We start from the raw sequence: 24,580 nt of genomic DNA, 5'->3' as shown, positions 1-24,580 counted from the left end.
TGATTAGCCCACCGTCATGCCCCAGCTTCTGAAGATCCAACATTTGCGCCAGTTCCTGCTGGCGGCTGACCACGGCAGTTTTCGCCTGGCGGCCGAAGGCACGCATCGTTCGCAGGCGGCGGTGTCGGCCGCCATGCAGGATCTGGAGCAGCAACTGGGCGCGCCGTTGTTCGAAGCCGGCAAGCGCGCGCAGTTGACGCCGCTGGGCCATGCGGTGGCGCCGTTGCTGCGCGAATTGCTTGCCACGCACGACCGCGTGCTGGATGCCGCGCGCGAGTTGGGGCAGGGCCATACCGGGCCGGTGTCGCTGGCGGTGATGCCGTCGCTGGCGGATGAGTGGCTGCCAAAGCTGCTGGAACGCTACGCGCGCAGCCACCCGGATATCCGTATCCGCGCCGTGGATGAATCGTCACAGGATGTGCACCGGCTGGTGTTGACGGGCGAAGTGCAGGTTGGAGTGGCGGGGCAGGTGCCGCGCACGGCGGAAGTCGCGTTCACGCCCGTTGCGCGCGACGCCTTCGGGCTGGTGTGCCGCAAGGGGCATCCTTTGGCGCGCCGGCGGGGGCCGGTGCCCTGGTCGGCGCTGGACGCCGAACGGCTGATCGGAAACGCCACGTTCGACACCTTGAAGAACCGTCAGTTGGGCGGGGGCATCGACGACCCCGCGATGGTGGTGTCCAACCGCGCGTCGCTGCTGGCCAGCGTGGTCAGCGGGCTGGGGGTGACGGTGTTGCCCGTGCTGGCGCGGCCGTCCGTCGGATCAGGCCTGGCCTTTGTGCCGCTGGCCGAACCGACGGTGGAACGCATCGTCGGGGTGCTGACCCGCAAGGAGGAGACCCTGCTGCCGTCGGTGGCGGCCATGCACGCGCTGGCGTTGCAGTCGCTTACGCAGTTCACGCGCCGCAAGGGCGCCGTGCTGGTCTAGCCGGGGTCTGGCCTTGCCGGGCCTTGCGCCTACACGCCGCAGGCCACCATCATGAATTGCCGGAAGGCGTCGGCAGGTTTGGCCAGCGTGGCCCGCGGATGCCAGAGCAGCCCCGCCTCCATAGGCGGCACGGCATCGGTGACCGGCATGGCTTCTATCTTGCGCCCTTCCAGTGACCAGGGGCGATAGACCATGTCCGACAGCATGGTGACGCCAAAGCCATGCGCCACCAACCCGCGCAGCGCCTCCATGGACCGGGTGCGCAGCGCGATGTCGGGCTGCAGACCGTGGGTGCGCCAATAGCCGAGCGTCGAGCGCTCGCCTTCATCCACTTCCAGCAGGATGTAGGGATAGCGGGCGATGTCGGCCAACGACGGCGCGGAGGCCGACAGCAGCGGATGGCCCGAGGACGTCCAGAGTTGCCGGCGCGACCGCACCAGCACCTGATGGCCGAAACGGTCGCGCTTTTCCACGTTGGACAGCAGTGCCACGCCCAGTTCCACGTCGCCACAGGCCACCGCCGCTTCGATCTCCGGGCGGTCCAGGTCCACCAGGTCCAGCACCACCTCGGGATAGCGCCGGCGAAAGCGCGCCAGCAGGTCGGGCAGGAAATAGCCCAGCACGGTATAGGAGGCCGCGATTCGCACTGTGCCGCGCAACGCATAGCGTTGGAAGCCGGGTTCGCGGATGGCGTCGTCCAGCGAATCCAGGATGTCCTGCGTGCGCCGATGAAAGTTGTGGCCTTCTGGCGTCAGGGTGACGCCATGCGGGTGGCGGTCGAACAGGCGCACGCCCAACTGCGCTTCCAGCGCCAGCACGGCATTGGTGACGGCGGACTGCGAGACATGCTCGTCGGCCGCCGCCATGGAAAACCGGCCCGTACGGGCGGCTGCCGCGAAGTAGCGCAACTGCCGCAGGGTGACGTCGTTTGCCATCTGATTTTCGAATACCTGCTACCTGAAACTATGAATATACGATAACGAGCGGCGTTCCTACACTGCGGAAAACACTCAAATCCGCATCCGGCAGGAGACAAACGCGTGAACGCCCCACTACCCCCTGGCGTGGCCGATACCCATGGCCTGACGCTCGACGACAAGTACACCCAGACGACCGGCCGCATCTACCTGAGCGGCACCCAGGCGCTTGTGCGCTTGCCGCTGTTGCAAAAGCTGCGCGACCAGCAGGCCGGCCTGAACACGGCCGGCTATGTCTCGGGCTATCGGGGTTCGCCGTTGGGCGGCTTGGATCAGGCGCTGTGGAAGGCCAAGAAGCACCTGAAGTCGCACGACGTGGTGTTCCAGCCCGGCGTGAACGAAGACCTGGCCGCGACGGCGGTGTGGGGCACGCAGCAACTGAATCTGTTCCCGGGCGCCACGCGCGATGGCGTGTTCGGCATGTGGTACGGCAAGGGGCCGGGCGTGGACCGGTCGGTGGATGTGCTCAAGCACGCCAACTCCGCGGGTTCCTCAGCCCACGGCGGCGTGCTGATGCTGGCGGGCGATGACCACGCCGCGAAATCCTCGTCCGTGGCCCACCAGTCCGAACACGTGCTGATCGCAAGCGGCATTCCGGTGCTGTATCCGTCCAACGTCCAGGAATACCTGGACTACGGGCTGCACGGCTGGGCCATGAGCCGCTACACCGGCTTGTGGGTGGCGATGAAGTGTGTGACGGATGTGGTGGAATCCAGCGCCTCGGTCGACGTGGACCCGGCGCGCGTGCAGATCGTGCTGCCCGAGGACGCGCTGCCCGAGGGCGGGCTGAATATCCGCTGGCCGGATTCGCCGCTGGCGCAAGAGGCGCGGCTGCTGGACCACAAGTGGTATGCCGCGCTGGCCTATGTGCGCGCCAACAAGCTGAACCGGGTGGTGCTGGATTCGCCTCGCGCGAACTTCGGCATCATGACCGCGGGCAAGGCCTATCTGGACGTGCGGCAGGCGCTGAACGACCTGGGCCTGGACGAAGCGGCCTGTGCCGAAGCCGGCATCCGCGTCATGAAGGTCGGCTGTATCTGGCCGCTGGACGCGCAAGGCGCGCGCGAGTTCGCCACGGGCCTGAAAGAGATCCTGGTCGTCGAGGAGAAGCGCCAGATCCTGGAATATGCGCTGAAGGAAGAACTCTACAACTGGCGCGATGACGTACGTCCGCGCGTGTACGGCAAGTTCGACGAACGCGAGCACGGTGGCGGCGAATGGTCCACGCCGCGCGGTGGCTGGCTGCTGCCGGCGCGCTACGAGCTATCGCCCGCGCTGATCGCGCGCGCCATCGCCGCGCGGCTGGACAAGGCTGATCTGTCTGATGAACTGCGCGCCCGCATCGCTGCGCGCCTGGCCGTCATCGACGCCAAGGAACGCGAAGCCGCGCGGCCCACGCTGGTGGAAGAGCGCAAGCCCTGGTTCTGTTCAGGCTGCCCGCACAATACGTCTACCCGCGTGCCGGAAGGATCGCGCGCGGTGGCCGGCATTGGCTGCCATTACATGGCCATGTGGATGAACCGCGACACCGATACCTTCAGCCAGATGGGCGGCGAGGGCGTGGCGTGGCTGGGGCAGAAGGATTTCACCAGCGAACGCCACATCTTCGCCAACCTGGGCGACGGCACCTATTTCCATTCGGGACTGCTGGCGATCCGCGCGGCGGTGGCGGCGCGCGCGTCGATCACCTACAAGATCCTCTACAACGACGCCGTCGCCATGACGGGCGGGCAACCGGTGGACGGCGTGCTGACGGTGCCGCAGATCGCGGCGCAGATGCAGGCCGAAGGGGTCGTGAAAACCGTGGTGGTTACGGACGAGCCCGACAAGTACACGGGGGCGGCGGCGCTGCCCGGCGCGATCGAGGTGCATCACCGCAAAGCGTTGGACGACGTGCAGCGCGCCCTGCGCGACATCGAAGGCACCACGGTGCTGATCTACGACCAGACCTGCGCGACCGAGAAGCGGCGTCGCCGCAAACGCGGCGACTACCCCGACCCGCTGCGCCGCGCCTTCATCAACGACGCCGTGTGCGAAGGCTGCGGCGATTGCTCGGTCAAGTCCAACTGCTTGTCGGTCGAACCGCTGGACACGCTGCTGGGCACCAAGCGCCGCATCAACCAATCCTCATGCAACAAGGACTTTTCCTGCGTGGAAGGATTCTGCCCCAGCTTCGTGACGGCTGAAGGCGCCGTGCTGCGCAAGCCGGCACGGTCGGGCGCGGGCGAGTCACCATTGCCCGACGCGCCGTTGCCGGTGCCCGCGTCCATCGGGGGGGGCGCCGCGTATCGCGTTGTGATCGCGGGCGTGGGCGGCACCGGCGTCGTCACGATCGGCGCCTTGCTGGGTGCGGCCGCCCATATCGAAGGCAAGGGCGTCACCGTGCTGGACATGGCGGGCCTGGCGCAAAAGGGCGGCGCCGTGCTCAGCCATGTGCAGCTGGCCAACCGGCCGGAAGACCTGCACGCCACCCGCGTGGCGCTGGGCGAGGCCGACCTGGTCATCGGCTGCGACGCGCTGGTGTCGGCGTCGCCCGAGGTGCTGTCGCGGTTGCGGCCGGACCATGGGCGTGCAGTGGTGAACAGTGCGGCGGCGCCGACGGCGGCATTCCTGTCGCAACCGGCCTGGCGCTTTCCCGGCGCGCAGGCGGAAGCCGCGGTTGCCGCAAGCACGGGCGGCAATTGCGACTTTCTTGACGCGGGGCCGCTGGCCGAGGCCTTGTTGGGCGACACCATCTACGCCAACCCGCTGCTGTTGGGTTACGCATGGCAAAAGGGCGGCCTGCCGCTCAGCCGCGACAGCCTGCGCCGCGCCATCGAGATCAATGGCGTCTCCGTGGACAAGAACCTGGCCGCGTTCGAACTGGGCCGGCAGGCCGCGCACCGCGGCGTCGAGGCGCTGCGTCCAAAGAAGGCCGCGCAAGTGGTGGCGTTGCCGGAATCGCTGGACGGGTTGATCCAGCGGCTGGCGGCGCACGTCGGCGCTTACCAGGACGAGGCCTACGCGGCGCGTTTCCGCGCGGCGGTGGACGCGGTGCGTGCGCGGGAATCCGCCATGCCCGAAGGGCAGCGATACGAGGTGACGCGCGCCGTGGCGCGCAACCTGGCCAAGTTGATGACCTACAAGGACGAATACGAGGTGGCGCGCCTGTACACGGACCCCGCCTTCAAGGCCAAATTGCAAGCGCAATTTGAAGGCAAACCCGGGCGGGACTATCGCGTGCGCTACTACCTGGCGCCGCCGGCCTTCGCACGCCGTGACACGCAGGGCCGCTTGCAGAAGCGTGCGTTCGGGGCGTGGATGGGCGTGGCGTTTCGCATGCTGGCGCCGATGAAGCGGGTACGCGGCACGTGGCTGGACCTGTTCGGCAAGACCGCCGAACGCCGCATGGAACGCCAGCTGGCGGCCGACTACCTGGCGCTGTCCGCCGAGTTTTCGCAAACGCTGAACGCCGATAACCGGGAGGCTGCGTTGGAGCTGGCCAATCTGCCGGATGCGATCCGCGGATATGGGCATGTGAAGGAGAAAAGCGTGGGCCAGGCGCAGGCACGCCAGGAGGGGCTGCTGCAACGCTACCGCCATCCGCAGCAGGATTCGCTGGCGGCGTAGGAAGGGAGGGCACGGTGACGGGGATCGGCTGGTGTACGATCCCCCGTCAATGCGGATCACCCCGCGTCTCTATCCGCCCGGCCATGGAAAACCTCCTGCGCAAACTTGATCTGACCTCGCTTCGCCTGTTCGTGGCCGTTTGCCAAGAGAACAGCATCGCGCGGGCGGCCGAACGCGAGTTCATCGCGCCGTCCGCCGTCAGCCGGCGCATTGCGGAGTTGGAGTCATTGGTGGGGCTGCCGTTGATCGAGCGCCATACGCGCGGCGTGACCGTCACGCCCGCCGGCCAGACGGTGCTGCGACATGCGCAGCAGATCATCGGCGACGTCGAGTCCATGGGGGCGGAGCTGTCGCGCTTCTATGCAGGGGTGAAGGGCAATGTGCGAGTGGTCGCCAATCTGTCGGCCATCGTGCAGTTCCTGCCCGAAGACGTGGCGGCGTTTCAACGCCTGTTTCCCGAAGTGGACATCGATCTGGAAGAGCAGCACAGCCCCGACGTGCTGCGCCTGGTGCGCGAGCGCGCCGCGGACTTCGGCATCTGCAACCGCATCGCGGGCGCCGAGGGTCTTACGCAACTGCCCTACCGGCGCGACCGGCTGGCGGTAATGCTGCCGTCGCAGCATCCCAAAGCCTCCGCGCGGCAGCTGAGCCTGCAGGATATTGCGGGCGAAACCTTTGTGGGCCTGCGCGAAAACAGCGCGCTGACACAGTTGCTGGCGGCGCAAGCCCAGGCGTTGGGCGCGACCCTGGCCGTGAAGATCCGCGTGGCCAGCCTGGATGCGCTGTGCCGCATGACGCATGCGGGCCTTGGCATCGCCGTGATGCCGCAGCAAGTCGCCGAACTCTATCTGCAATCGCTGGACGTCGTGGTGCGTCCCTTGTCCGACGAGTGGGCGCGCCGGCAACTGTGCATCGTATTCCCTGACGAAAGCCAGTTGTCGGCTACCGCGGCAACGCTGGTCAAGTTCCTGGCCCAGCAAGGCTGATCCGGCATCTCCATTCGAGATGGCTGGCTTGCCGAGACGACACTTCGGCAATCGATGCCGGCTCCTTATAGTCAAAGCGCGCCTGTGACGTGATTCGCGGGCGCAGCCCAAGCCGGGGCAGACAGACCCCGCTGCGACGATACGGAGACAACATGAACACCCCCACCAGATTCCTGGCGAGCTGTACGCTTGCATTCAGCGCCTTGCTGCCCGCGGCGTCCGCGCAGGCGGCGGGCTACCCCGACCATCCTATCCGCCTGATCGTGCCGACATCGCCGGGGTCCACCGCCGACGTCGTCGCCCGCGTGGTGGCGGAAAACCTGGGCAAGACGCTCGCGCAGCCCCTGATCGTCGAGAATCTGGCTGGCGCGGCGGGCATCCCCGGCACGCGCCAACTGGTGGCCGCCAAGCCCGACGGCTACACGCTGGCCATCGTATCGTCCAACCACGCCATCAACCCCAGCCTGTACAAGAGCATGCCGTACGACTCGGTGAAGGACATCACGCCGATTTCGGTCATCGGCACGACGCCGCTGGTCATGGTCGTGGCCGAGAACTCGCCGTACCGCACGATCGGCGACCTGCTGGCCGCCGCCCGCGCGCAACCCGGCAAGATCAACTACGGGTCGTCGGGCAATGGCAGCGTGCTGCATCTGGCAGGGGAACTGCTGAAATCCAAAGCGGGCGTGGACATGATGCATATCCCGTACCGCGGCGGCAACGCGTTGATCACGGATGTCATGTCCGGCCAGATCCAGGTGGCGTTCCTGGCCGTGCCGTCGGTGCTGGCGCAGGTGCAGGCCGGCAAGCTGCATGCCCTGGCCGTGAGCACGCCCCAGCGCGTGGCAGCCCTGCCCGACGTGCCCACGCTGGATGAGTCCGGGGTAAAGGATTATTCGTACGACGCCTGGATCTCGCTGATCGGCCCGGCCAAGCTGCCGGCCGATCTGGTGCGGACGTTGCAGGCCGCCACTCAACGGACCATGGCGGACCCGGCCGTGCTGAAAACGCTGTCGCCGCAGGGCTTCGTGGCGCAGGGCAGCAGCACCGAACAGGCGGTGCAGACACTGAACGCGGAAATCACCAAGAGCCAGGCGCTGGTCAAGGCGGCGGCGGTGACGGCGGAATAAGGATTGGACAGGCTATGACTGCTGCTATGGCGTTACCGGCGTGCGTGCTTGAGGCGCCGCCCCGATTGCTGTTCTTGTCGCAAGACCCTGCGTGCATCGCGGCGCAGTTGGACCGGGCCGCCAGCGGATCACCGTCTGCCGCCCCGTTGCGTGACGACATTTCCACCGACGAGATCACGCCGGTGCCGATCTTGACGCATTTCGACGAGAAGCTGGGGCGCTATCCCTACACCGGCCTTGCGGCGGGAACGGCGCGCCCCATCGGCATCGATGCGATCAAGCAGGCCGGCGTCAATGTGGTGGTGGCCGGCAAGCGCTACGGCAAGGGCTCGTCGCGTGAACACAGCCCCATGGCCGAAAAGTCGGCCGGCGTGCGCTTGGTCATCGCCGAGAGCTTTGAACGCATCTATCGGCAGAATGCAGACAACATCGGCTTGTACACCAGCACCGATCTGGGCCTGGTGGCGCGCCTGCAGCGCGGCGAGTCGATCACCGTGGACGAGATCGTGGCGGGCCGCGACGCCTTGTCAGCCGCCATCGTGCGGGCGGGCGGCTTGCTGGCGTTCGGGCAGGCGCATTTGCAAGACGTGGGGCAGGGGCGGGCTGGTGATATGGGGCCAGCCCAGGCAACAGAAGGGGATGCGCCGCGCACGCTTTTCGAGAAAATCATCCGGCGCCATTTGCTGGAAACGCCTGTTACCCCGCGCGACGCGCAGCAAGGCGCGGGCGTGTTCCTCCGGGCGGATTGGCGTTTCATCCACGAGTACTACACCGGCATGGCCGCGCACATGCTGCATGCGCGTTTTGGCCGTCCGCTGCGGCTGGTCGATCCGGCGCGCATCGTGGTGTTCGAAGACCACACTTCGTATGTCGAGGAAAGCCCCAACCACGTCAGGGCCGGCATCGTGCCCAACGTCCGCGTCATGTGCCAGGCGCAGCGCGATTTCGTCGACGCCTACCAACTGCGGCATCACCGCACCCTGACCGAGTCCGAAGCCGCGCAGGATCCGGGGGCCAACGTGGCGGGCATTTCGCACGCGATGATGGCCGAACATTACGCACTGCCGGGGCAGGTGGTGGTGGGCACCGATTCGCATACGCCCCATAGCGGCGCGCTGGGGTGCGTGGCGTTCGGTGTCGGTACAACCGACATGGCCAACGCCTTTGTGACGGGCGCGGTGCGCCTGACGATGCCGGCGTCGCTGCGCGTCGACCTTGCGGGCGCCTTGCCGCCGGGGGTGACGGCCAAGGACATCGTGCTGCATTTGCTGGCCTTGCCCGAAATCCGTGCCGGCGCGGGGGTAGGCAAGGTGTTCGAATTCACGGGCGACGCCATTGCGGGCCTGTCCGTCGACGAACGCGCCACCTTGACCAACATGACGGCCGAATTGGGCGGGCTGACCGGCATTGTGGCGCCCGACGCCGAAACCGTACGCTTCTTGCGCGAACGCCGCGGTGTGGACGTGGTGATCGAGCCCTGGATGCATAGCGATCCCGATGCCGTCTATGCGGCCACCTTGCGCGTGGATTGCCAGGCCCTGTCGCCGCTGGTAGCCGCGCCGGGGGATCCGGGCAATGGCATCCCGCTTTCCAGCCTGCAGGCCCGGCCGCGCATCGATATCGCCTACGGAGGCTCGTGCACCGCTGGCAAGCGTGAAGATTTCGACGCATATCACGACGTGCTGGCCTGGGCCGTGGCGCGCGGCCTGACGCTGCCAGACGGCGTGACGCTCTATCTGCAATACGGCACCACGGCCGTGCGCGACTACTGCGTGGCGCAAGGGTATGACCGGACCTTCGCCGCCATTGGCGCGCGCATCCTGCAACCGTCGTGCGGCGCCTGTGCCAATTGTGGCCCGGGGTCATCCACCGACCCGGAGCAGGTCACCATCAGTGCCATCAATCGGAACTTCCCCGGCCGTTCCGGCCCGGGCAGCGTGTGGCTGGGCAGTCCGCCCACCGTCATGGCCAGCGCCCTGGCCGGCAAGCTGATGTCGTTCGCGGAATTGCAGGCCGGGTACGCGGCCTGAAGGCTTATTCCGTTGCCAGCGCCGTGTGACGGCAAGACAGCACGATGATGCCGTCCGTGTCGGCGTAGAGCCAGTCTCCCGTGCGGATATCGATGCCCTGAATCCGCACCTGGTCGCCGGCGGCGGCCGTCGTCAGCGTCCGGGCCCGGTTGGGCACCGAGCCCAGCGCATGCACGCCCAGCGGCATACGCGCCAGGACGGTGGTGTCGCGCACGTAGCCGTTGATCAGCACGCCCGCCCATCCGTTCTGCGCGCCCATGCCCGCCATGCGGTCCCCCAGGGTTGCGTGGCCCGCGTTGCCCAAACCGTCCACCACCAGCACGCGCCCGTGCCCGGGCTCGGCCAGCAGACTGGCCAGCGACAGGGCGCCGTCCGCCACGGGCGAAGGCACCGCCACCACCTGGCCGAAATACCACGTCGGCGCGCCATAGGGGCGGAACACAGGCGGCAGGACGCGCAGCCCCGCGGCGGGCTGATCCAGGCAGCTGTCACACAGGTCTGCGGTCGCCCAGTTCACGTCAGGCGCGCTGCGGTAGCTGGGAGGGGTGAAGGGCTGGTTCATGATGCGGTGGAATTCAGGGCAGTGGATACCGCCGCAGTGTGACATGGGATGGCACCGTTGTGCCGACCCGGTCACGTCCAATGGGTTGGGCGGCCACTGGCTTGCGTCTAGGGGTTCTTCCCAGTTCAGGCGCCGTGAAACCCAGCTTAATGAAAGCTTAATTGGCAGTCCTTCGGCGCTGCGTCAGAGTGCGCAACAGAGTCAACGGCCACCAGACGCCGTCTCGGCCGGCGAGCGAATCCGTCCGGCAGTCAGCCCCGCACAGCACATCCCTATCAATAGAAATCCGGGACACACCGGGTTGCTTGCTATCGGCTGCCGCCATCAGGCGTCGGCTCCCCCTGTTGGTCCGAGGAGACAACAATGAGCAAGAGCTGGAAGTCGTTTTTGGGTGCGGTAGGTGCAGTGGGCGCGGTGGCAGTGATGGCAGCGGGTGGCGCGCAGGCCGCCGATGCGCCGCCGGACATCAAGCTGATGCAGCTTTCGGTCGGCAAGATCGAGCTGGACAAGGGTTTCATGACCGCGATGGTGGATGTGGGCACCAAGATCAAGATCCCCGTGCCGGCCTATGTGATCCAGCATCCGCGCGGGCTGGTGCTGTTCGACACCGGCATGAACCAGGCCACCGCCGACGGCAACTGCGCCAACTATTGGGGGCAGGGCCTGTGCGGCGCCTTCAATTCCATCCAGGGACGCGACGAAGTCGTGGACCGCCAGTTGAAGGCCGCCGGCTTTGACGTCAGCGACGTGAAGTACGTCGTCTACTCGCACTTCCACCTGGACCACGCCGGCAACATCAAGATGTTCCCCAAGGCCAGGCACGTCGTGCAGAAGGCCGAACTGCGCGCCGCCTGGTGGCCCGAAAAGTTCCAGCGCGCCGCCTATGTGATGAAGGATTTCGACACCACGCGCGACTACGACTTCATCCAGGTGGAAGGCGACTTCGACCTGTTCGGCGACGGCACTATCGTGCTGCTGGACACCAAGGGGCACACGCAAGGCCACCAGTCCCTGCAGGTGAAACTGAAGAACACGGGCACGGTGCTGCTGGCGGCGGATGCCATCTATACGGGCGAGAACGAAGCAGGCGTGATTCCCGGCATCACCTGGAACACGGCGGCGTCCATGCAGGCCATCGACCGCTTGAAGCAGATCCGCGATGCGCGTCAGGGCCAGCTCTGGTACAGCCATGACGCGGAGCAGCACGCGCAGAACGCCAAGACGAAAGTCTTCGACTGACGGGCCACGCCATGCAGCCCGCAGTTGCCTTGCACGAGGTCTGCAAGTCGTTCGGGCCCCGCCAGGTCCTGCATTCGCTAAGCCTGTCGGTCAGGCCTGGCGAAATCGTAGGCCTGCTGGGACCGAACGGCAGCGGCAAGACCACGACCTTGCGCCTGATGGCGGGGTTTTATGCGCCGGACAGCGGCCGCATCACGATTCGCGGGCGCGAACCGGCGCCGGGACGTGGCAACGCAGACATCGGCTATCTGCCGGAACGCGCACCGCTGTACGACACGCTGACGGTGACGCAGTACCTGGAGTTCGGGGCGGGCGTCAAAGTGGCGGGCGGGGCGCGTGCGCGCCGCCAGGCCATCGAGCGCGCCATTGACGGCTTTAATCTGCAAGGGGTGGCGCGCACGGTAATCGGCCGGCTATCCAAGGGCCAGCGCCAGCGCGTGGGCTTGGCGCAGGCGGTGCTGAACGACCCGCCGGTGCTGCTGCTGGACGAGGCCACCAATGGCCTGGACCCGGTGCAGATCGTGGAGGCGCGCGCCATGATCCGCCGTTGCGCTGAAGGCCGCGCCGTCGTGTTCAGCAGTCACCTGATGCAAGAAGTGGAGGCGCTCTGCACCCGTATCGCCATCCTGCGCCAGGGACGGCTGGTGGAAGACACGGTGTTGGGCGGGGTGCAGGCGGCCCTGCAATTGCAACTGGCCTTGCCGGCGGCCCGCCACGCCGCACTGCTTGCCGCCTTGTCGGCCTGCCCGGGCGTGCGCGGCGTGGATACGGTCCCGCTGGATGGGGGCTTGAGCAAGTGGCGCATCAGTTGGGATACGGACGCGGGCGGCGCCACCTGCGACGCGGTGCTGCGCATTGCGCTGGCGCACGCCGAACTGCGTGCTGTGCTGTCCCTGCACGACGCGGTGGAAACCCGCCTGCTGGCAGCATTGGCGCCCAACGATCCTTTGATGCGGAGGCGGGCATGACAGGGTTTGCCGCGTTGTACCGGAAAGAGCTGCGCACGGATTTCGGGTCGCCGGTGGCGCTGGTGGTAGTGGCCGTGTTCTGGGCCTTGTCGGGCTATCTGTTCAGCTTCAACCTGTTTTTCGTCAGCACCGGCCAGATGGTGACGGCATTCCACAACATGACGATTTTGCTGATCCTGGTGATGCCGCTGGTCAGCATGCGGGCGTTCGCGGAAGAAGCGCGCCAGGGCACACTGGAACTGCTGCTGACCCTGCCGCTGTCGGATGCGGCGCTGGTGGCCGCCAAGTACGCGGCCGGGCTGACCGTGCTGGCGCTGATGCTGGCGGGCACGACCGCCGCCGTGTTGCCGCTGGCCTGGTACGGGCAGCCGGACTATGGCCCGATCCTGGGCGGATACATCGGCGTGTTCCTTTACGGGGCGCTGTTCCTGGCGATCGGCATCGCGGTATCCAGCGCGTGCACCAACCAGATCGTGGCGGCCAGCGCGACCTGGGGCATCCTGGTGCTGCTGTGGTTCATCGACTATCCCGCGGCGCTCGACGCGTTCCCGGCGCTGTCGCCGTTCTTTCAGGCGTTGTCGCTGTCGGCGCAGCACGTGGACTTCATCCGCGGCGTGTTGCCTGGGCCGGCAACCTTGACCTTGGCCAGCGTTGCCGTGCTGGCGCTGATGATTGCGGCCGTCAATCTGAAGCGCTGGAGGCTGCGATGATGCCGCGCGCGCAATGGCGCCGCGCGGGCAAACGCCTGTCGCTGTGGCTGCCGGTGTTAGCGGTGGCCGCACTGCTGCTGGCGCTGAACTTGTGGGCGGCCCGCAACCTGGGGCGCGTGGACCTGACCGCGCAACGGCTCTATAGCCTGGCGCCGGAAAGCATCGAGGTGGCGCGCCAGGTGAAGCAGTCCGTCGAGGTGACGTGGTTCTACGACCTGCGCAACAAAAGCATGGTCGATGCGCTGGAACTGCTGCGCCAGTACGAGCATGCCAATCCGCTGATCCGGGTGCGCGGTGTGGACCCGGCGCTGCGGCCGGCCGAGGCGCGCGAAGCGGGCATCCAGTTCGCGGGCAGCGCCGTGCTGACGGCTGATCGCCGTAAGCTGACGATCAACGGCGGCACGGAAACCGACTTCACCAATGCGTTGATCCGCATCAGCCAGCGCGGCGCGCAAACGGTCTGCTTCACGCAGGGGCACCGCGAAGCCATGCTGGACAGCTTGACGTCGCTGGACGACCTGGAAGACCACGGCGACGATGAAAACCTGGTGGCCCGCGTCGAAGTCCACGAACAGCACGGTATGGCGATGGCCCGCAACGCCTTGCAGACCTTGGGGTTTGCCACCCGCGGCGTGAATGCCGGCGGCCTGGCGCAAGCACTGCCTGCCTGCGCGGTCGTCGTGGCGGCCGGACCGCGAACGCCATTCGGCGACGATGACGCGCAGGCGCTGCGCGGCTGGACGGCCGCGGGCGGCAAGACCCTGCTGTTGCTGGAGCCGGACACGCGTCATGGCCTGGACGCCTTGCTGGCCGACTTCGGCATCGCGCGGCCGCCTGGGGCGTTGGCGGATCCGGGCAGCCATTACCGCAATGATCCGGGCAGCCCCGCTGTCAGCGACTACACCCGCCACAAGATGACGCGCGGCTTGCCCTTGAGCTTCTTTCCCGGCGCAGCGGGCCTGGAGCCGGCTGGCGACAGCCTGCCTAAAGGCGTCGTCGTGACCCCCTTGGCGCAAACGTCCAGCCAGGCGCATCTGCCTGGGCAAGCACCTTCGCGCTACACCCTGATGGCGCTGGCCACGCGCAACGCGCAGGCAGCCAGCGCGGACGGGGCCGCGCACCCGACTTTGCTGGTGGCGGGCGACAGCGACTTTGCCACCAACCGGCATTTCGCCACGCTGGGCAACGGCGCGCTGTTCACCAGTGCGGTGACGCTGCTGGCGGGCCAGGATGCGCTGCTGACGATCCGGCCCCGCCACTACGAAGGCCGCCGCGTCGAACTTACCAACCGGCAGATGCGCACCGTGTTCTGGACCAGCACGGTGGCCTTGCCCTTGCTGGCGCTGATGACCGGACTTGTATTGTGGTGGAGGCGCCGATGAGGCCGGCACGTGCCCTGTGGCCGCTGTTGCTGGCGGCCGGCGTGGGGTTGTCGGCCTGGCAGTGGCACGAGGCCACCGAGGCGCCGGCCGGACACGGCGGCCACACGCATCTGCACGATGACGCCGGCAAGCCGGCGCGGCTGTATTCCTGGGATGCCGGGCAAGCCGTGCAAGTCACGCTTGCCACGCCCGCTGCCGCGGTAACGTTGACGCGCCGCGGCCAAGGCTGGGCGGTAGCACCCGAGGACCGCGCGGCGGGGTTCGACGCGGCCCAGTTCCTGGCCCTGTTTTCCCAAGCCCGCAGCGACCGCGTCCTGACGCCTCACGACGATCAGTCGTATGGATTGAACCCGCCCCAATTGCGGATCGAGATCCGCGACGAAAAAGGCCTGCGGCTCGCCCGAATGGCGGTGGGCGCGCTTGCGCCGGATGGGCTAGGCCGTTATGTGCAATTGCCTGATGAGCCCCACATCCGCATCATCCCCGACTACCAGACGCGGGCGCCGATGGCGGCGATGCTTCAGGTAAACCCGGATGCGGAAAGCCCGCAGTCCGAACCCACTCTATCGCTTGTGAAACCCGGCTTGCACAAAGATAAATAGGCGCTGAATAGGGGCGTACCTATACTTCGATTCCATTATCGGACGGGTACGAATCGGCGACGTCAACCGCCAGCGGAACCGTCCACATAAACCGCCTTCCGGCCTGCTCCGCGTCGCATCGGGGGCAGGCACGGCAAGGTCCATAACGAGACAAGGGCGCGCCAGGCGCGTCCGGGGCGACATGCCCGTACCGCCGTGCAGGGGATCCACGTTGCCGCGGCAACGTATCCACCGGTGCGGCAGGTGCTTAGCGTATTGGGAGAAGACGCTTGACCTTGGATCTACTGCCTCTCGCCTTGGTGGACGGCGTGGCGTACGCCAGTCTGCTGTTCCTGGTGTCGATGGGGTTAACCCTGGTATTCGGTGTGATGGGCATCCTGAACGTCGCCCACGGCGCCTTCTATGCTTTCGGCGGTTATGCCGCGGCAAGCCTCGTCATGTTCCTGGCGCCCAAGACCGACTCCCCCATCCTGTTGTTCGCCGCCCTGTTCGTGGCGGCCATCGCTGTCGGCCTGGCGCTGGGCAGCATCATGGAATTCGTGCTGATCCGCCGGGCCCAGAACTACGACCCCATCCTCAAGCTGCTGATCACCTTCGGCGGCTTCCTGATGCTGGAAGACATCCAGCGCCTGCTGTGGGGCGCGCAGCCCTACAGTGCCAGCGAGGTCGTCAACCGGCTGGGCAACATTGAAATCGGCGACATCACCTACACGACCTACCAACTGGTGGTGGTGCCGGTGACGGCCGTGCTGGCCTACGTGTGCCTGGAGTTCTTCCTGCGTCACACCAAGCTGGGCAAGCAGACGGTGGCCACCACGCACAACCGCGAGGTCGCGACGTCGCTGGGCATCAACGCCAAGAAGATCGGCTACGTCACCTTTGTGATCGCCACCATCCTGGGCGCCCTGGGTGGCGCGCTGGCGGCCCCCACCACGTCGCTGGTGCCGGGCGCCGGCACGGACATGACGGTGCTGTCGTTCGCCGTCGTCGCCACCGCAGGGCTGGGCCAGATCACCGGCGCGCTGATCGCCGCGCTATTGATCGGCATCATCCGCGCCATCGCCGTGTACGCCGCGCCTGAACTGGAAGTGGCAGTGCCATACATCATCATGGTGCTGGTGCTGATCATCCGGCCGCATGGCCTGTTCACCGTCGCCCAGGCCCGGAGGATCTGATGAAAGTTGCCGTCCTCAGCCTCGTGGCCGCGCTGGTCACGCTATTTCTTGGCTATACCTATTCCTGGACCATCACGCCGATCGTCATCGGCCTGACCTACGCCATTGCCGCGCTTGGCGTGTCGGTGATGGCCCGCGCCGGCCAGATCTCGTTCGGCCACGCAATGTATTCGTGCATCTCGGCCTATACCGTGGCCTTCCTGGCGCGCGCCATGCCGGGCACCGATGCGCTGGTGCTGATCCTGGCGGGCGTCGCAGCCAGTTTTGTGGCGGCCATCGTGATCGGCCTGTTCGTGGTGCGCTACCGCGGCATCTTCTTCGGCATGCTGAACCTGGCGCTGAGCATGGTGCTGTTCGCGCTGCTGGGCAAGCTCTACACCTTGACGGGCGGCTCGGACGGCCTGCGCATCGTGCGCCCCTCCATGGCCGGCGTCCTGATGGAGCGCGAGTCGTTCGAACGTGCGCTGCTGGTGCTGACGCTGGTGCTGTCGATGGCATTGGCCTGGTGGGTGCAGCGCTACTTTCGGTCGGGTAGCGGCCAGGCCCTCTCGGCCATTAAGACGAACGAAACGCGCATCGAATACCTGGGGTTTTCCGCGTACTTCATCATGTGGAAGGGCTACCTGCTGTCGGCCGTGGTGGTGGGTTTCTCGGGCGCCATCCTGGCCTTGATGCAGGGCCTGGTCACCCCCGAGATCGGTTCGTGGCTGCGTTCGGGCGAGTTCGTATTCATCACCATTCTGGGCGGGGCCGGCCATGCGGCGGGCGCATTCCTGGGGGCTGTGGGCTTTGAAACGGTCAAGCTGGTGTCTGCCGCGTACTTCCCCGGCCTGTGGCAGTTCCTGCTGGGCCTGACGCTGATCCTGGTGATCTTCATGTTCCCCACCGGATTCGTGGGCCAGATCATGAAGCGCGTCGCCACGCAGAAGCGGGACCTGGCCCGTGCGCAGGCACGCGCAAACGACACCGTGGCGGCCCGGGTCCAGGCCAATGCGCAAGCCTCGGTGAGGAACTGAAGATGAAACCCCTCATTCAAACTACCGGCCTGTATCTGGCCTTCGGCGGCGTCGTCGCGGCCGACAACATCGATTTCGAATTGCACGAAGGCGAACGGCTGGCCGTGATAGGGCAGAACGGCGCGGGCAAGACCACCTTCATCAACATCTGCACGGGCTACCTGGCGCCGTCCAAGGGCAAGGTGTATTTCGACGGGCGCGACGTTACCGCCATGGCGCCGCGCAAGATCGTGCGCCTGGGGCTGGGCAGGTCGTTCCAGCTGCCGCAGCTGTTCACCGAGCACACGGTGCGCCAGTGCGTGCAGATCGCCGCCGCCCGCCGCAACAAGGAGCTCAGCTGGTTCCGTTCGCTGGAAAGCACCATCGACGAAAAGGAAGTGGATGCCACGCTGGACCTGGTGGGCCTGCTGCCTGAAGCCGACGAAGCATCCATCGAACTGCCCGAAGGCAAGCGCAAGCTGCTGGATGTGGCCATGGCGCTGGCCCTCCAGCCCAAGCTGCTGATCATGGACGAACCCACCAGCGGGGTCGCGTCCGAAGACAAGTTCGCGCTGATGGAAACCGTGATGCATGCGCTGGACGAACGCCGCGTGACCAGCTGGTTCGTCGAGCACGATGTGGACATCGTGTCGCGCTATGCCACCCGGGTCGCGGCCTGGATTGCGGGCAAGGTGGCCGCCGACGGCACACCGGCGGAGGTCTTGAACAACCCGCAGATCAAAAGCGAAGTGCTGGGGGCCTGAACCATGTTGAATCTATCGGCCATCAATGTCGACCTGGCGGGCAACCGCATCCTGCGCGACGTCAGTGCCAACTTCGAACCGTCAAAGACCATCGGCATCGTGGGCCGCAACGGCGCGGGCAAGACCACGCTGCTGCGCACCATCATGGGCCTGACTCGGATCAAGTCCGGCAAGATCGCCTTCGACGGCACGGACCTGACCGCCTTGGCCGGCCACAAGCGCGCCGCGTTGAAAGTGGGCTACGCGCCCGAAGACCGCGTGATCTTCCCGACCATGACGGTGGAAGAAAACCTGAACCTGCCGTGCGAAGTGCAGGGTCAGTCCAAGGCCGAGATCGCCGCGCGCATCGCCACGGTGCTGAAGGTGGTGCCGCAGCTTGCGCCGATGCTGGGCCGTTCCGGGTCCGCGCTGTCTGGCGGCCAGGGAAAGATGGTGGCGTTGGCACGCGCCATCATGGTCGGCACCCGCCTCTTGATGCTGGACGAGCCCTTCCAGGGCCTGGCGCCGAAGCTGGCGCGTGACTACACGGAAGCGCTGGCGCGGCTGAAAGAGCTGCAACCCGACCTATGCGTGGTGATCACCGAGTCCAACGTGAAGTTGCTTGGCGACATCCCCGACCAGATATGGACGATCGAGCGCGGCTCGATCACCTTGAATTGAATACCCGGAGACTTTCCATGACGCAGATGATTATCGACGGCCGCCAGGCCGATGCCGCAGACGGACGCACCATCGACGTGGTGTCGCCGGTGGACGGCAAGGTGTTCACCACCATCCCGCGCGGCCAACAGGCCGACGTGAACGCCGCCGTGCAGGCCGCACGCGCCGCGCTGGAGGGCGACTGGGGCCGCATGACGGCGCTTGAGCGCGGGCGCCTGCTGCTGCGCCTGGGCGAATCCGTGCTGGCGCACCACGAAGAACTGTCGCAACTGGAATCGCGCGACACCGGCAAGCCGATGTCCACCGCCCGCGCCGACATCACCGTGTTGGCGCGTTACTGCGAGTTCTACGGCGGCGCGGCCGACAAGGTGCACGGCCAGACCATCCCGTTCCAGAAGGACTATTCGGTCCAGTTGATCCGTGAACCGCTGGGCGTCACCGCCCACATCATCCCCTGGAACTATCCGGCGCAGATGTTCGGCCGCAGCGTCGCCCCGGCGCTGGCCATGGGCAACGCCAGCGTGGTCAAGCCTGCCGAAGACGCCTGCCTGTCGATCGTCCGCGTGGCCGAACTGGCGCTGGAAGTGGGCTTTCCGGCCGGCGCGCTGAACATCGTCACAGGTCTGGGCGAAGAGGCGGGCGCGAGCCTGTCGCGCCATCCCGACATCAACTTCATCACCTTCACGGGTTCCAACGAGGTCGGCGTGCTGATCCAGCAGGCCGCCGCCGTCAACGCGGTCAAGTGCGTGCTGGAACTGGGCGGCAAGTCCGCCCATATCGTGTTCGACGACGCGAACTACAAGCTGGCCATCCCCGCCATCGTGAAAGGCATCGTCCACAACGCAGGCCAGACCTGCACGGCCGGCAGCCGCCTGCTGGTGCAGAAGGGCATCTACGCCGATTTCATGAAGGCGCTGGCCGAGGAGTTCTCCAAGGTACGCGCTGGCACGCCGGACATGGACCTGACCTGCGGCCCTGTGGTCAACAAGGCGCAGTTCGACCGCGTCAACCGCTACATCGCCAAGGGCCTGGCGGACGGCCTGAAGGTGGCGGCCGAAGGCGCCATCGCCGACGGCGTGCCGACGGGCGGCTACTTCGTCAAACCCACGCTGTTCAGCGCCCCGTCGCACGACAGCACGCTGCTGACCGAAGAGATCTTCGGACCCGTGCTGGTGGCGCTGCCCTTCGATACCGAGGCCGACGCCATCCGCCTGGCCAACGCCACTGACTACGGCCTGTTGGGGGCGGTCTGGACCGAAAACGGCGGGCGCCAGCAACGCATCGCGCGCGGCATCAAGTGCGGCCAGGTCTACATCAACGGATTCGGCGCGGGCGGCGGCGTGGAACTGCCGTTTGGCGGCGTCAAGAAAAGCGGCCACGGACGCGAGAAGGGCTTTATCGCGCTGGAAGAAATGAGCACGACCAAAACGATCATCCAATTCTATGGCGAGTGATCGCCAAGCTATCCGGAGACAAGTCATGAGTCAGTTGCAAGGCAAGGTCGCCATCGTCACGGGCGGCGGTAGCGGTTTCGGCGAAGGCATCGTCAAGCTGTACGCCAAGGAAGGCGCGAAGGTCGTCATCGCCGACATCAATAAGGAAGCCGCCGACCGCGTGGCGGCCGAAGTCGGCGCCGCCGCGCTGGCCGTGAAGGCCGACGTGTCCAGCCGCGCCGACATCGACAACGTGGTGCGCGTCTGCCAAGAAAAGTTCGGCTCGGTCGACATCGTCGTCAACAACGCCGCCATCACCCACAAGAACCAGCCGATGCTGGATGTGGACGAGGCCATGTTCGACCGCATGTTCGACATCAACGTGAAGTCGATCTACCACATGGCCCAGGCAGTCGTGCCGGTGATGCGCAAGCAAAAGCGCGGCGTGATCCTGAACGTGGGCTCGACGGCCGGCATCCGTCCGCGGCCGGGCCTCAGCTGGTACAACGCGTCCAAAGGCGCCGTCAACGTGCTGTCGAAGTCCATGGCGGTGGAGCTGGGCCCCGACGGCATCCGCGTCAACGCCATCTGCCCGGTGATGGGTATTACCGGCATGTTCGAACTGTTCATGGGCTTGCCCGACACGCCCGAGAACCGCGCCAAGTTCGTCTCCACCATTCCGCTGGGCCGCTTCTGCCAGCCGTCGGACGTGGCGGCAGCGGCGCTATTCCTGGCCAGCGACGCGGCGGAATTCATCACCGGCGTGGAATTCCCCGTGGACGGCGGCCGTACCGTCTGATCGTTTTCGACAGGCCCCGCACAGGCCGGGGCGTCTTCTCTCTACCGTGGGTGTCAGGCGCATGAAAATCAAAGCGGCGTTGTTGCGTAACGTAGGGGTGGAAGGCCCCTACGCCCAGACCCGGCCATTGAGCATCACCGAGATCGAACTGGACCCGCCCGGCACGGGCGAAGTGCTGGTGAAGATCAAGGCGGCGGGGCTGTGCCATTCCGACCTGTCGGTGATCAACGGCGACCGCCCGCGCGGCGTGCCCATCGTGCTGGGCCACGAATCCTCCGGCGAGGTCGTGGAAACCGGCCCTGGCGTCACGGACCTGAAGCCGGGCGACCACGTCGCCATGGTGTTCGTGCCCAGCTGCGGCTGCTGCAACCCTTGCATGGAAGGCCGGCCTGCGCTGTGCGAGCCGGGCGCCGCCGCCAACACCCAAGGCACCCTGCTGGGTGGCGACCGCCGCCTGCACATCGGCAGCGAATACATCAACCACCACACCGGCGTGTCCTGCTTCGCGGAATACGCGGTGGTGTCGCGCCGGTCCTGCGTAAAGGTCAACGTTGAACTCAGCCATCGCGAAGCGGCGCTCTTCGGTTGCGCCGTGCTGACGGGCGCCGGCGCCGTGCTGAACCGTGCGCGCATCAAGGCCGGCGACACCGCCGCCATCGTCGGCCTGGGCGGCGTGGGATTAAGCGCCTTGCTGGCGGCCGTGGCCGCCGGTGCACGCCGCGTGGTCGCGGTCGACCTCAGCGACGAAAAGCTGGCCTTGGCCAAGGAGCTGGGCGCAACCCATATCGTCAACCCCAAACAGGTGAAGACGGACGACGACCTCTTCGACCTGGCCGGCGGCCGCGTCGACTACGGCTTTGACATGGCCGGCGCCGTACCCGCGTTCGAGACCGCCTACAAGCTGACCCGCCGCGGCGGCGCCACCGTCACGTCGGGCCTGCCCAACCCCAAATTCAGTTTCCCCTTGTCGCTGTCGCAGATGGTGGGCGAAGAGCGCGACATCCGCGGCAGCTACCTGGGCTCGGGCGTACCCGCCATCGATATCAGCCGGTATATCGACCTGTACAAGGCCGGCCAGTTGCCGGTGGACCGGATGATGGGCAAATCCTTTTCGCTGGACGAGATCAACGAGGGGTTCGATCACCTCGCTACCGGCGGCAGCCTGCGCGACGCCATCGTTTTCTAAGGGCATAGACCCGACTACAACACTGGAGACAAGACCATGAAAACCTCAAGACTGGCTGCCCTCTTGGGCGCCACCCTGCTGTCAGGCTTCACGGCGCTAGCGGGCGCCGCCGACAAGCCCAAGGAACTGAACATCGGTATCTCGACCTTCCTGTCGGGGTCGGCATCGGTGTTTGGCGTGCCGGCCCGCGACGCGGCCGAGATCCTGATCCAGGACATCAACGCCGCCGGCGGCATTGACGGCGTCAAACTGGTGCCCAGCTACATCGACGAAGGCGGCGGCGGTGAAAAGCTGCTGTCCGAGTACCGTCGACTGGCAGAAGGCGGCACCCGCGTCATGCTGTCGGCCATCTCCAGCGGCCACTGCAACATCGTCGCACCCGTGGCCGAAGACCTGAAGGTGCTGAACGTGCTGTGGGACTGCGGCACGGAAAAGGCGCTGGAAGGCAAGAAATACAAGTACGTCGTCCGCACCCAGGCCAACGCCACCACGGAAATGGTCGCCCAGGTCCTGTACCTGATGAAGGTCAAGCCCGACTTCAAGACCATCGCCATCGTCAACCAGGACTACGCCTGGGGCCGCGATTCGCGCGACATCTTCCTGGCTGCGTTGAAGAAGTTCAAGCCGGACGTCAAGGTCGTGGCCGAGATGTTCCCCAAGTTCGGCGCCGCCGACTTCTCCACCGAGATCAGCCGCCTGCAAGCGCTGCGCCCGGACGTCATCGTGTCCACCTCATGGGGCGGCGACCTGGACAACTTCGTGCGCCAGGCGTCCCAGCGCAACCTGTTCAAGAACTCCACCTTCGTGCTGTCGCTGGCCGAAAGCTCGCTGGAACGCCTGGGCAACGCCTTGCCTGAAGGCGTGTACGTGGGCGCTCGCGGCGACCACTACTTCCTGCATCCGGAAACCAAGGACGATCCGCAGCACCAGGCTTTCGTGAAGAAATTTCACGACAAGACTGGCGCCTACCCGATCTACTCGGTCTACCACATGGTGCAAGCCATCCAGGGCCTGAAAGCCGGCTACGAAAAAGCCATCAAGGACAACGGCGGCGCATGGCCCAGCCCGGAACAAGTGGCAGCCGCCATGCACGACGTGACCTTCAAGGGATACGGCCGCGACGTCAAGATGCACCGCGCCGACGGCCAGGGCCTGGAAGCGCAACTGTTCGGCGTAACGAAGAAGAGCGACAAGTACCCGTTCAAGGTGCTGGCCGACATCACCATCGTGCCGGCCGAACTGGTCACCCCGGGCGTGGAGGACACCTCGATGGCCTGGATCGACAAGAGCCTGACGCCGGACGTGCTGAAAAGCGACCAGATCAAGGTGTTCCCGAACTGAGCAAGCTGTGTTGTGTGTGCAGGGACGTCCCCGGCGAGCGATCGCCGGGGTTTTTTTGCCTTAAATGATCTTGAACCGCACGTCCACGTTGTCCTTGATCGCGCGCGAATACGGGCACATCTGATGCGCGCCTTCCACCAGCAGCCGCTTCTGGTCCTCTTCCAAGCCGGGCAGCGACACCGCCAACACCACGCCCAGCGCAAAGTTCTCGCCGTTGTCGACCTTGCCGAGCGACACGCTGGCGTCGATGGCCACGTCCTTGGGAATGGCGATGCCATGCGTCGCGCCGGCTCGCCGCATGGCGCCCATGAAGCAGGCGTATTTAAGGTGTCAGACTGCATTTTTGCCCTATCTGCTGGCGTATTGCCTATAGAGCTGAATCCGGTGAGGGCCGGTATGGTGGTTCGGGCTGAGGACTATCGTTGGTCTAGTTATCGTGGTCGGATGGGTATCGTGACGGACTTGATGCTGGATCTTGATGAGATCTATCTAGCATTGGGAGATTCTGACGTTCATCGACGGCGCGCGTATCAGGACTACATGGAATCTGGCACCTGCGAAGCGGACCTGGCGAAGGTGCGAGATAGCATCCGCGGTAGTCGCCCCACAGCGGGGGCCGAATTTGTCAGAGCGCTAGAAGAGAGTTTGCAGCGGAAGATTGAGCCGCAGCGAAGAGGGCGGCCACCTAAAATGTAGTCTGACACCTTATTTGTATTATTTGAGGGATCGAATCCTGAAGCAGTTTCTGCAATACTCCGACTGCGTGCATGGCCTTGTCTTCCTTCAAACGGTTTGGTCGCCTGATGAAGGGTATAAGACTGGCGCCATGCACGCCCTAATCACCGCCAACCGAACCAATTGAGCCCCGGCTCGCTGAACAGACCGTTGATTCAAAATGAATTTCGTTGGAAATTCGTGGGGAAACCTCAGAGTCTGACCCCTTATTTCTCAAGTTGAAAGTCGTGCGTATTACAACTCTGTGAGGGGACGTAAGCTCCCCCTTCAGGTAGACACCAACCGGTAGAATTTCGGAGCCTCCCTGAGTCGGAGATTCCCTTGAAGAAGAGCAGATTTACCGAGAGCCAGATCGTTTCTGTGCTGAAGGAA

Annotated in this window: 21 protein-coding genes; 18 read left to right on the top strand and 3 right to left on the bottom strand. The window is 65.8% G+C overall.

The features are described from left to right. Window positions 1-16: 16 nt before the first annotated feature. The gene (locus CEY09_RS25635; protein ID WP_088590765.1) at window positions 17-925 is read left to right on the top strand and encodes a LysR family transcriptional regulator; all 909 of its coding nucleotides are present in this window, start codon (window positions 17-19) and stop codon (window positions 923-925) included. 29 nt (window positions 926-954) lie between these two features. Here CEY09_RS25635 and CEY09_RS25630 read toward each other — a convergent pair whose 3' ends face one another. Then, complete coding sequence (locus tag CEY09_RS25630) at window positions 955-1,860, bottom strand: LysR substrate-binding domain-containing protein (RefSeq protein ID WP_088590764.1); 906 nt, start codon at window positions 1,858-1,860, stop codon at window positions 955-957. A gap of 105 nt (window positions 1,861-1,965) precedes the next feature. Between CEY09_RS25630 and CEY09_RS25625 the strand changes: the two genes are divergently transcribed. The 4 genes from CEY09_RS25625 (at window position 1,966) to CEY09_RS25610 (ending at window position 9,657) form a co-directional block, all read left to right on the top strand. Next, window positions 1,966-5,511 carry an indolepyruvate ferredoxin oxidoreductase family protein gene (locus CEY09_RS25625; protein WP_088590763.1) on the top strand — a complete coding sequence of 1,182 codons (3,546 nt, stop codon included), beginning with the start codon at window positions 1,966-1,968 and terminating at the stop codon, window positions 5,509-5,511. Between the two features lie 83 nt (window positions 5,512-5,594). Continuing rightward, the gene (locus CEY09_RS25620; RefSeq protein ID WP_088590762.1) at window positions 5,595-6,497 is read left to right on the top strand and encodes a LysR substrate-binding domain-containing protein; all 903 of its coding nucleotides are present in this window, start codon (window positions 5,595-5,597) and stop codon (window positions 6,495-6,497) included. A gap of 152 nt (window positions 6,498-6,649) precedes the next feature. Further along, entirely contained in the window at window positions 6,650-7,627 is a 978-nt protein-coding gene (locus CEY09_RS25615; protein WP_088590761.1) for a Bug family tripartite tricarboxylate transporter substrate binding protein, read from the top strand. 14 nt (window positions 7,628-7,641) lie between these two features. Further along, window positions 7,642-9,657 (top strand): aconitase family protein, encoded by a 2,016-nt coding sequence (locus tag CEY09_RS25610; RefSeq protein WP_088590760.1) that lies wholly within the window; start codon window positions 7,642-7,644, stop codon window positions 9,655-9,657. A 4-nt stretch (window positions 9,658-9,661) separates the two neighbouring features. On the opposite strand, the gene rraA is transcribed toward CEY09_RS25610, so the two are convergent. Next, window positions 9,662-10,264, bottom strand: coding sequence for a ribonuclease E activity regulator RraA (gene rraA, locus CEY09_RS25605; protein ID WP_088590759.1), 603 nt, complete (start codon window positions 10,262-10,264; stop codon window positions 9,662-9,664). 318 nt (window positions 10,265-10,582) lie between these two features. Between rraA and CEY09_RS25600 the strand changes: the two genes are divergently transcribed. The 13 genes from CEY09_RS25600 to CEY09_RS25540 all read left to right on the top strand — a co-directional run bounded on the left by CEY09_RS25600 (window position 10,583) and on the right by CEY09_RS25540 (window position 23,473). Beyond that, entirely contained in the window at window positions 10,583-11,458 is an 876-nt protein-coding gene (locus CEY09_RS25600) for an N-acyl homoserine lactonase family protein (RefSeq protein ID WP_088590758.1), read from the top strand. 11 nt (window positions 11,459-11,469) lie between these two features. Beyond that, on the top strand, window positions 11,470-12,426 hold the full coding sequence (locus CEY09_RS25595; protein ID WP_088590757.1) for an ABC transporter ATP-binding protein: 957 nt from the start codon (window positions 11,470-11,472) through the stop codon (window positions 12,424-12,426). After that, window positions 12,423-13,136, top strand: coding sequence for an ABC transporter permease (locus CEY09_RS25590; RefSeq protein WP_006222337.1), 714 nt, complete (start codon window positions 12,423-12,425; stop codon window positions 13,134-13,136). Before CEY09_RS25595 ends, CEY09_RS25590 begins: the two co-directional genes overlap by 4 nt. After that, a complete protein-coding gene (locus tag CEY09_RS25585; protein ID WP_088590756.1) occupies window positions 13,133-14,518 on the top strand; it encodes a GldG family protein in 1,386 nt (461 codons plus the stop codon). Before CEY09_RS25590 ends, CEY09_RS25585 begins: the two co-directional genes overlap by 4 nt. Beyond that, window positions 14,515-15,120 (top strand): electron transporter SenC, encoded by a 606-nt coding sequence (locus CEY09_RS25580; protein WP_088590755.1) that lies wholly within the window; start codon window positions 14,515-14,517, stop codon window positions 15,118-15,120. Before CEY09_RS25585 ends, CEY09_RS25580 begins: the two co-directional genes overlap by 4 nt. A 269-nt stretch (window positions 15,121-15,389) precedes the next feature. Beyond that, complete coding sequence (locus CEY09_RS25575) at window positions 15,390-16,295, top strand: branched-chain amino acid ABC transporter permease (protein WP_006222334.1); 906 nt, start codon at window positions 15,390-15,392, stop codon at window positions 16,293-16,295. Then, the gene (locus tag CEY09_RS25570; protein WP_006222333.1) at window positions 16,295-17,311 is read left to right on the top strand and encodes a branched-chain amino acid ABC transporter permease; all 1,017 of its coding nucleotides are present in this window, start codon (window positions 16,295-16,297) and stop codon (window positions 17,309-17,311) included. Before CEY09_RS25575 ends, CEY09_RS25570 begins: the two co-directional genes overlap by 1 nt. A 2-nt stretch (window positions 17,312-17,313) precedes the next feature. Further along, a complete protein-coding gene (locus CEY09_RS25565) occupies window positions 17,314-18,054 on the top strand; it encodes an ABC transporter ATP-binding protein (protein ID WP_006222332.1) in 741 nt (246 codons plus the stop codon). 3 nt (window positions 18,055-18,057) lie between these two features. After that, a complete protein-coding gene (locus tag CEY09_RS25560) occupies window positions 18,058-18,714 on the top strand; it encodes an ABC transporter ATP-binding protein (RefSeq protein WP_088590754.1) in 657 nt (218 codons plus the stop codon). Between the two features lie 17 nt (window positions 18,715-18,731). Continuing rightward, window positions 18,732-20,168 (top strand): aldehyde dehydrogenase family protein, encoded by a 1,437-nt coding sequence (locus tag CEY09_RS25555; protein ID WP_088590753.1) that lies wholly within the window; start codon window positions 18,732-18,734, stop codon window positions 20,166-20,168. A 25-nt stretch (window positions 20,169-20,193) separates the two neighbouring features. Beyond that, window positions 20,194-20,946, top strand: coding sequence for a glucose 1-dehydrogenase (locus CEY09_RS25550; protein ID WP_006222329.1), 753 nt, complete (start codon window positions 20,194-20,196; stop codon window positions 20,944-20,946). Between the two features lie 61 nt (window positions 20,947-21,007). After that, window positions 21,008-22,132, top strand: coding sequence for a zinc-dependent alcohol dehydrogenase family protein (locus CEY09_RS25545; protein ID WP_035212251.1), 1,125 nt, complete (start codon window positions 21,008-21,010; stop codon window positions 22,130-22,132). Window positions 22,133-22,168: 36 nt separating this feature from the next. Continuing rightward, window positions 22,169-23,473, top strand: a complete 1,305-nt coding sequence (locus CEY09_RS25540) for an ABC transporter substrate-binding protein (RefSeq protein WP_035212249.1) — start codon at window positions 22,169-22,171, stop codon at window positions 23,471-23,473. A 60-nt stretch (window positions 23,474-23,533) separates the two neighbouring features. Here the strand turns inward: CEY09_RS25540 and CEY09_RS25535 are convergent, their stop codons facing one another. Next, the gene (locus CEY09_RS25535) at window positions 23,534-23,782 is read right to left on the bottom strand and encodes an OsmC family protein (protein ID WP_088590752.1); all 249 of its coding nucleotides are present in this window, start codon (window positions 23,780-23,782) and stop codon (window positions 23,534-23,536) included. Window positions 23,783-24,580 lie beyond the last annotated feature (798 nt).

Source organism: Achromobacter marplatensis (assembly GCF_002209535.1).
Lineage (GTDB): Bacteria > Pseudomonadota > Gammaproteobacteria > Burkholderiales > Burkholderiaceae_B > Achromobacter > Achromobacter marplatensis.
This window is presented reverse-complemented; position numbering and strand designations above follow the sequence as displayed.

Coding starts and splice junctions, on each gene's coding strand:
- CEY09_RS25590 (WP_006222337.1), top strand. CDS start 12,423: ATGACAGGGTTTGCCGCGTTGTACCGGAAAGAGCTGCGCACGGATTTC.
- CEY09_RS25570 (WP_006222333.1), top strand. CDS start 16,295: ATGAAAGTTGCCGTCCTCAGCCTCGTGGCCGCGCTGGTCACGCTATTT.
- CEY09_RS25585 (WP_088590756.1), top strand. CDS start 13,133: ATGATGCCGCGCGCGCAATGGCGCCGCGCGGGCAAACGCCTGTCGCTG.
- CEY09_RS25610 (WP_088590760.1), top strand. CDS start 7,642: ATGACTGCTGCTATGGCGTTACCGGCGTGCGTGCTTGAGGCGCCGCCC.
- CEY09_RS25635 (WP_088590765.1), top strand. CDS start 17: ATGCCCCAGCTTCTGAAGATCCAACATTTGCGCCAGTTCCTGCTGGCG.
- CEY09_RS25595 (WP_088590757.1), top strand. CDS start 11,470: ATGCAGCCCGCAGTTGCCTTGCACGAGGTCTGCAAGTCGTTCGGGCCC.
- CEY09_RS25540 (WP_035212249.1), top strand. CDS start 22,169: ATGAAAACCTCAAGACTGGCTGCCCTCTTGGGCGCCACCCTGCTGTCA.
- CEY09_RS25560 (WP_088590754.1), top strand. CDS start 18,058: ATGTTGAATCTATCGGCCATCAATGTCGACCTGGCGGGCAACCGCATC.
- rraA (WP_088590759.1), bottom strand. CDS start 10,264: ATGTCACACTGCGGCGGTATCCACTGCCCTGAATTCCACCGCATCATG.
- CEY09_RS25535 (WP_088590752.1), bottom strand. CDS start 23,782: ATGGGCGCCATGCGGCGAGCCGGCGCGACGCATGGCATCGCCATTCCC.
- CEY09_RS25565 (WP_006222332.1), top strand. CDS start 17,314: ATGAAACCCCTCATTCAAACTACCGGCCTGTATCTGGCCTTCGGCGGC.
- CEY09_RS25545 (WP_035212251.1), top strand. CDS start 21,008: ATGAAAATCAAAGCGGCGTTGTTGCGTAACGTAGGGGTGGAAGGCCCC.
- CEY09_RS25630 (WP_088590764.1), bottom strand. CDS start 1,860: ATGGCAAACGACGTCACCCTGCGGCAGTTGCGCTACTTCGCGGCAGCC.
- CEY09_RS25550 (WP_006222329.1), top strand. CDS start 20,194: ATGAGTCAGTTGCAAGGCAAGGTCGCCATCGTCACGGGCGGCGGTAGC.
- CEY09_RS25615 (WP_088590761.1), top strand. CDS start 6,650: ATGAACACCCCCACCAGATTCCTGGCGAGCTGTACGCTTGCATTCAGC.
- CEY09_RS25555 (WP_088590753.1), top strand. CDS start 18,732: ATGACGCAGATGATTATCGACGGCCGCCAGGCCGATGCCGCAGACGGA.
- CEY09_RS25620 (WP_088590762.1), top strand. CDS start 5,595: ATGGAAAACCTCCTGCGCAAACTTGATCTGACCTCGCTTCGCCTGTTC.
- CEY09_RS25580 (WP_088590755.1), top strand. CDS start 14,515: ATGAGGCCGGCACGTGCCCTGTGGCCGCTGTTGCTGGCGGCCGGCGTG.
- CEY09_RS25600 (WP_088590758.1), top strand. CDS start 10,583: ATGAGCAAGAGCTGGAAGTCGTTTTTGGGTGCGGTAGGTGCAGTGGGC.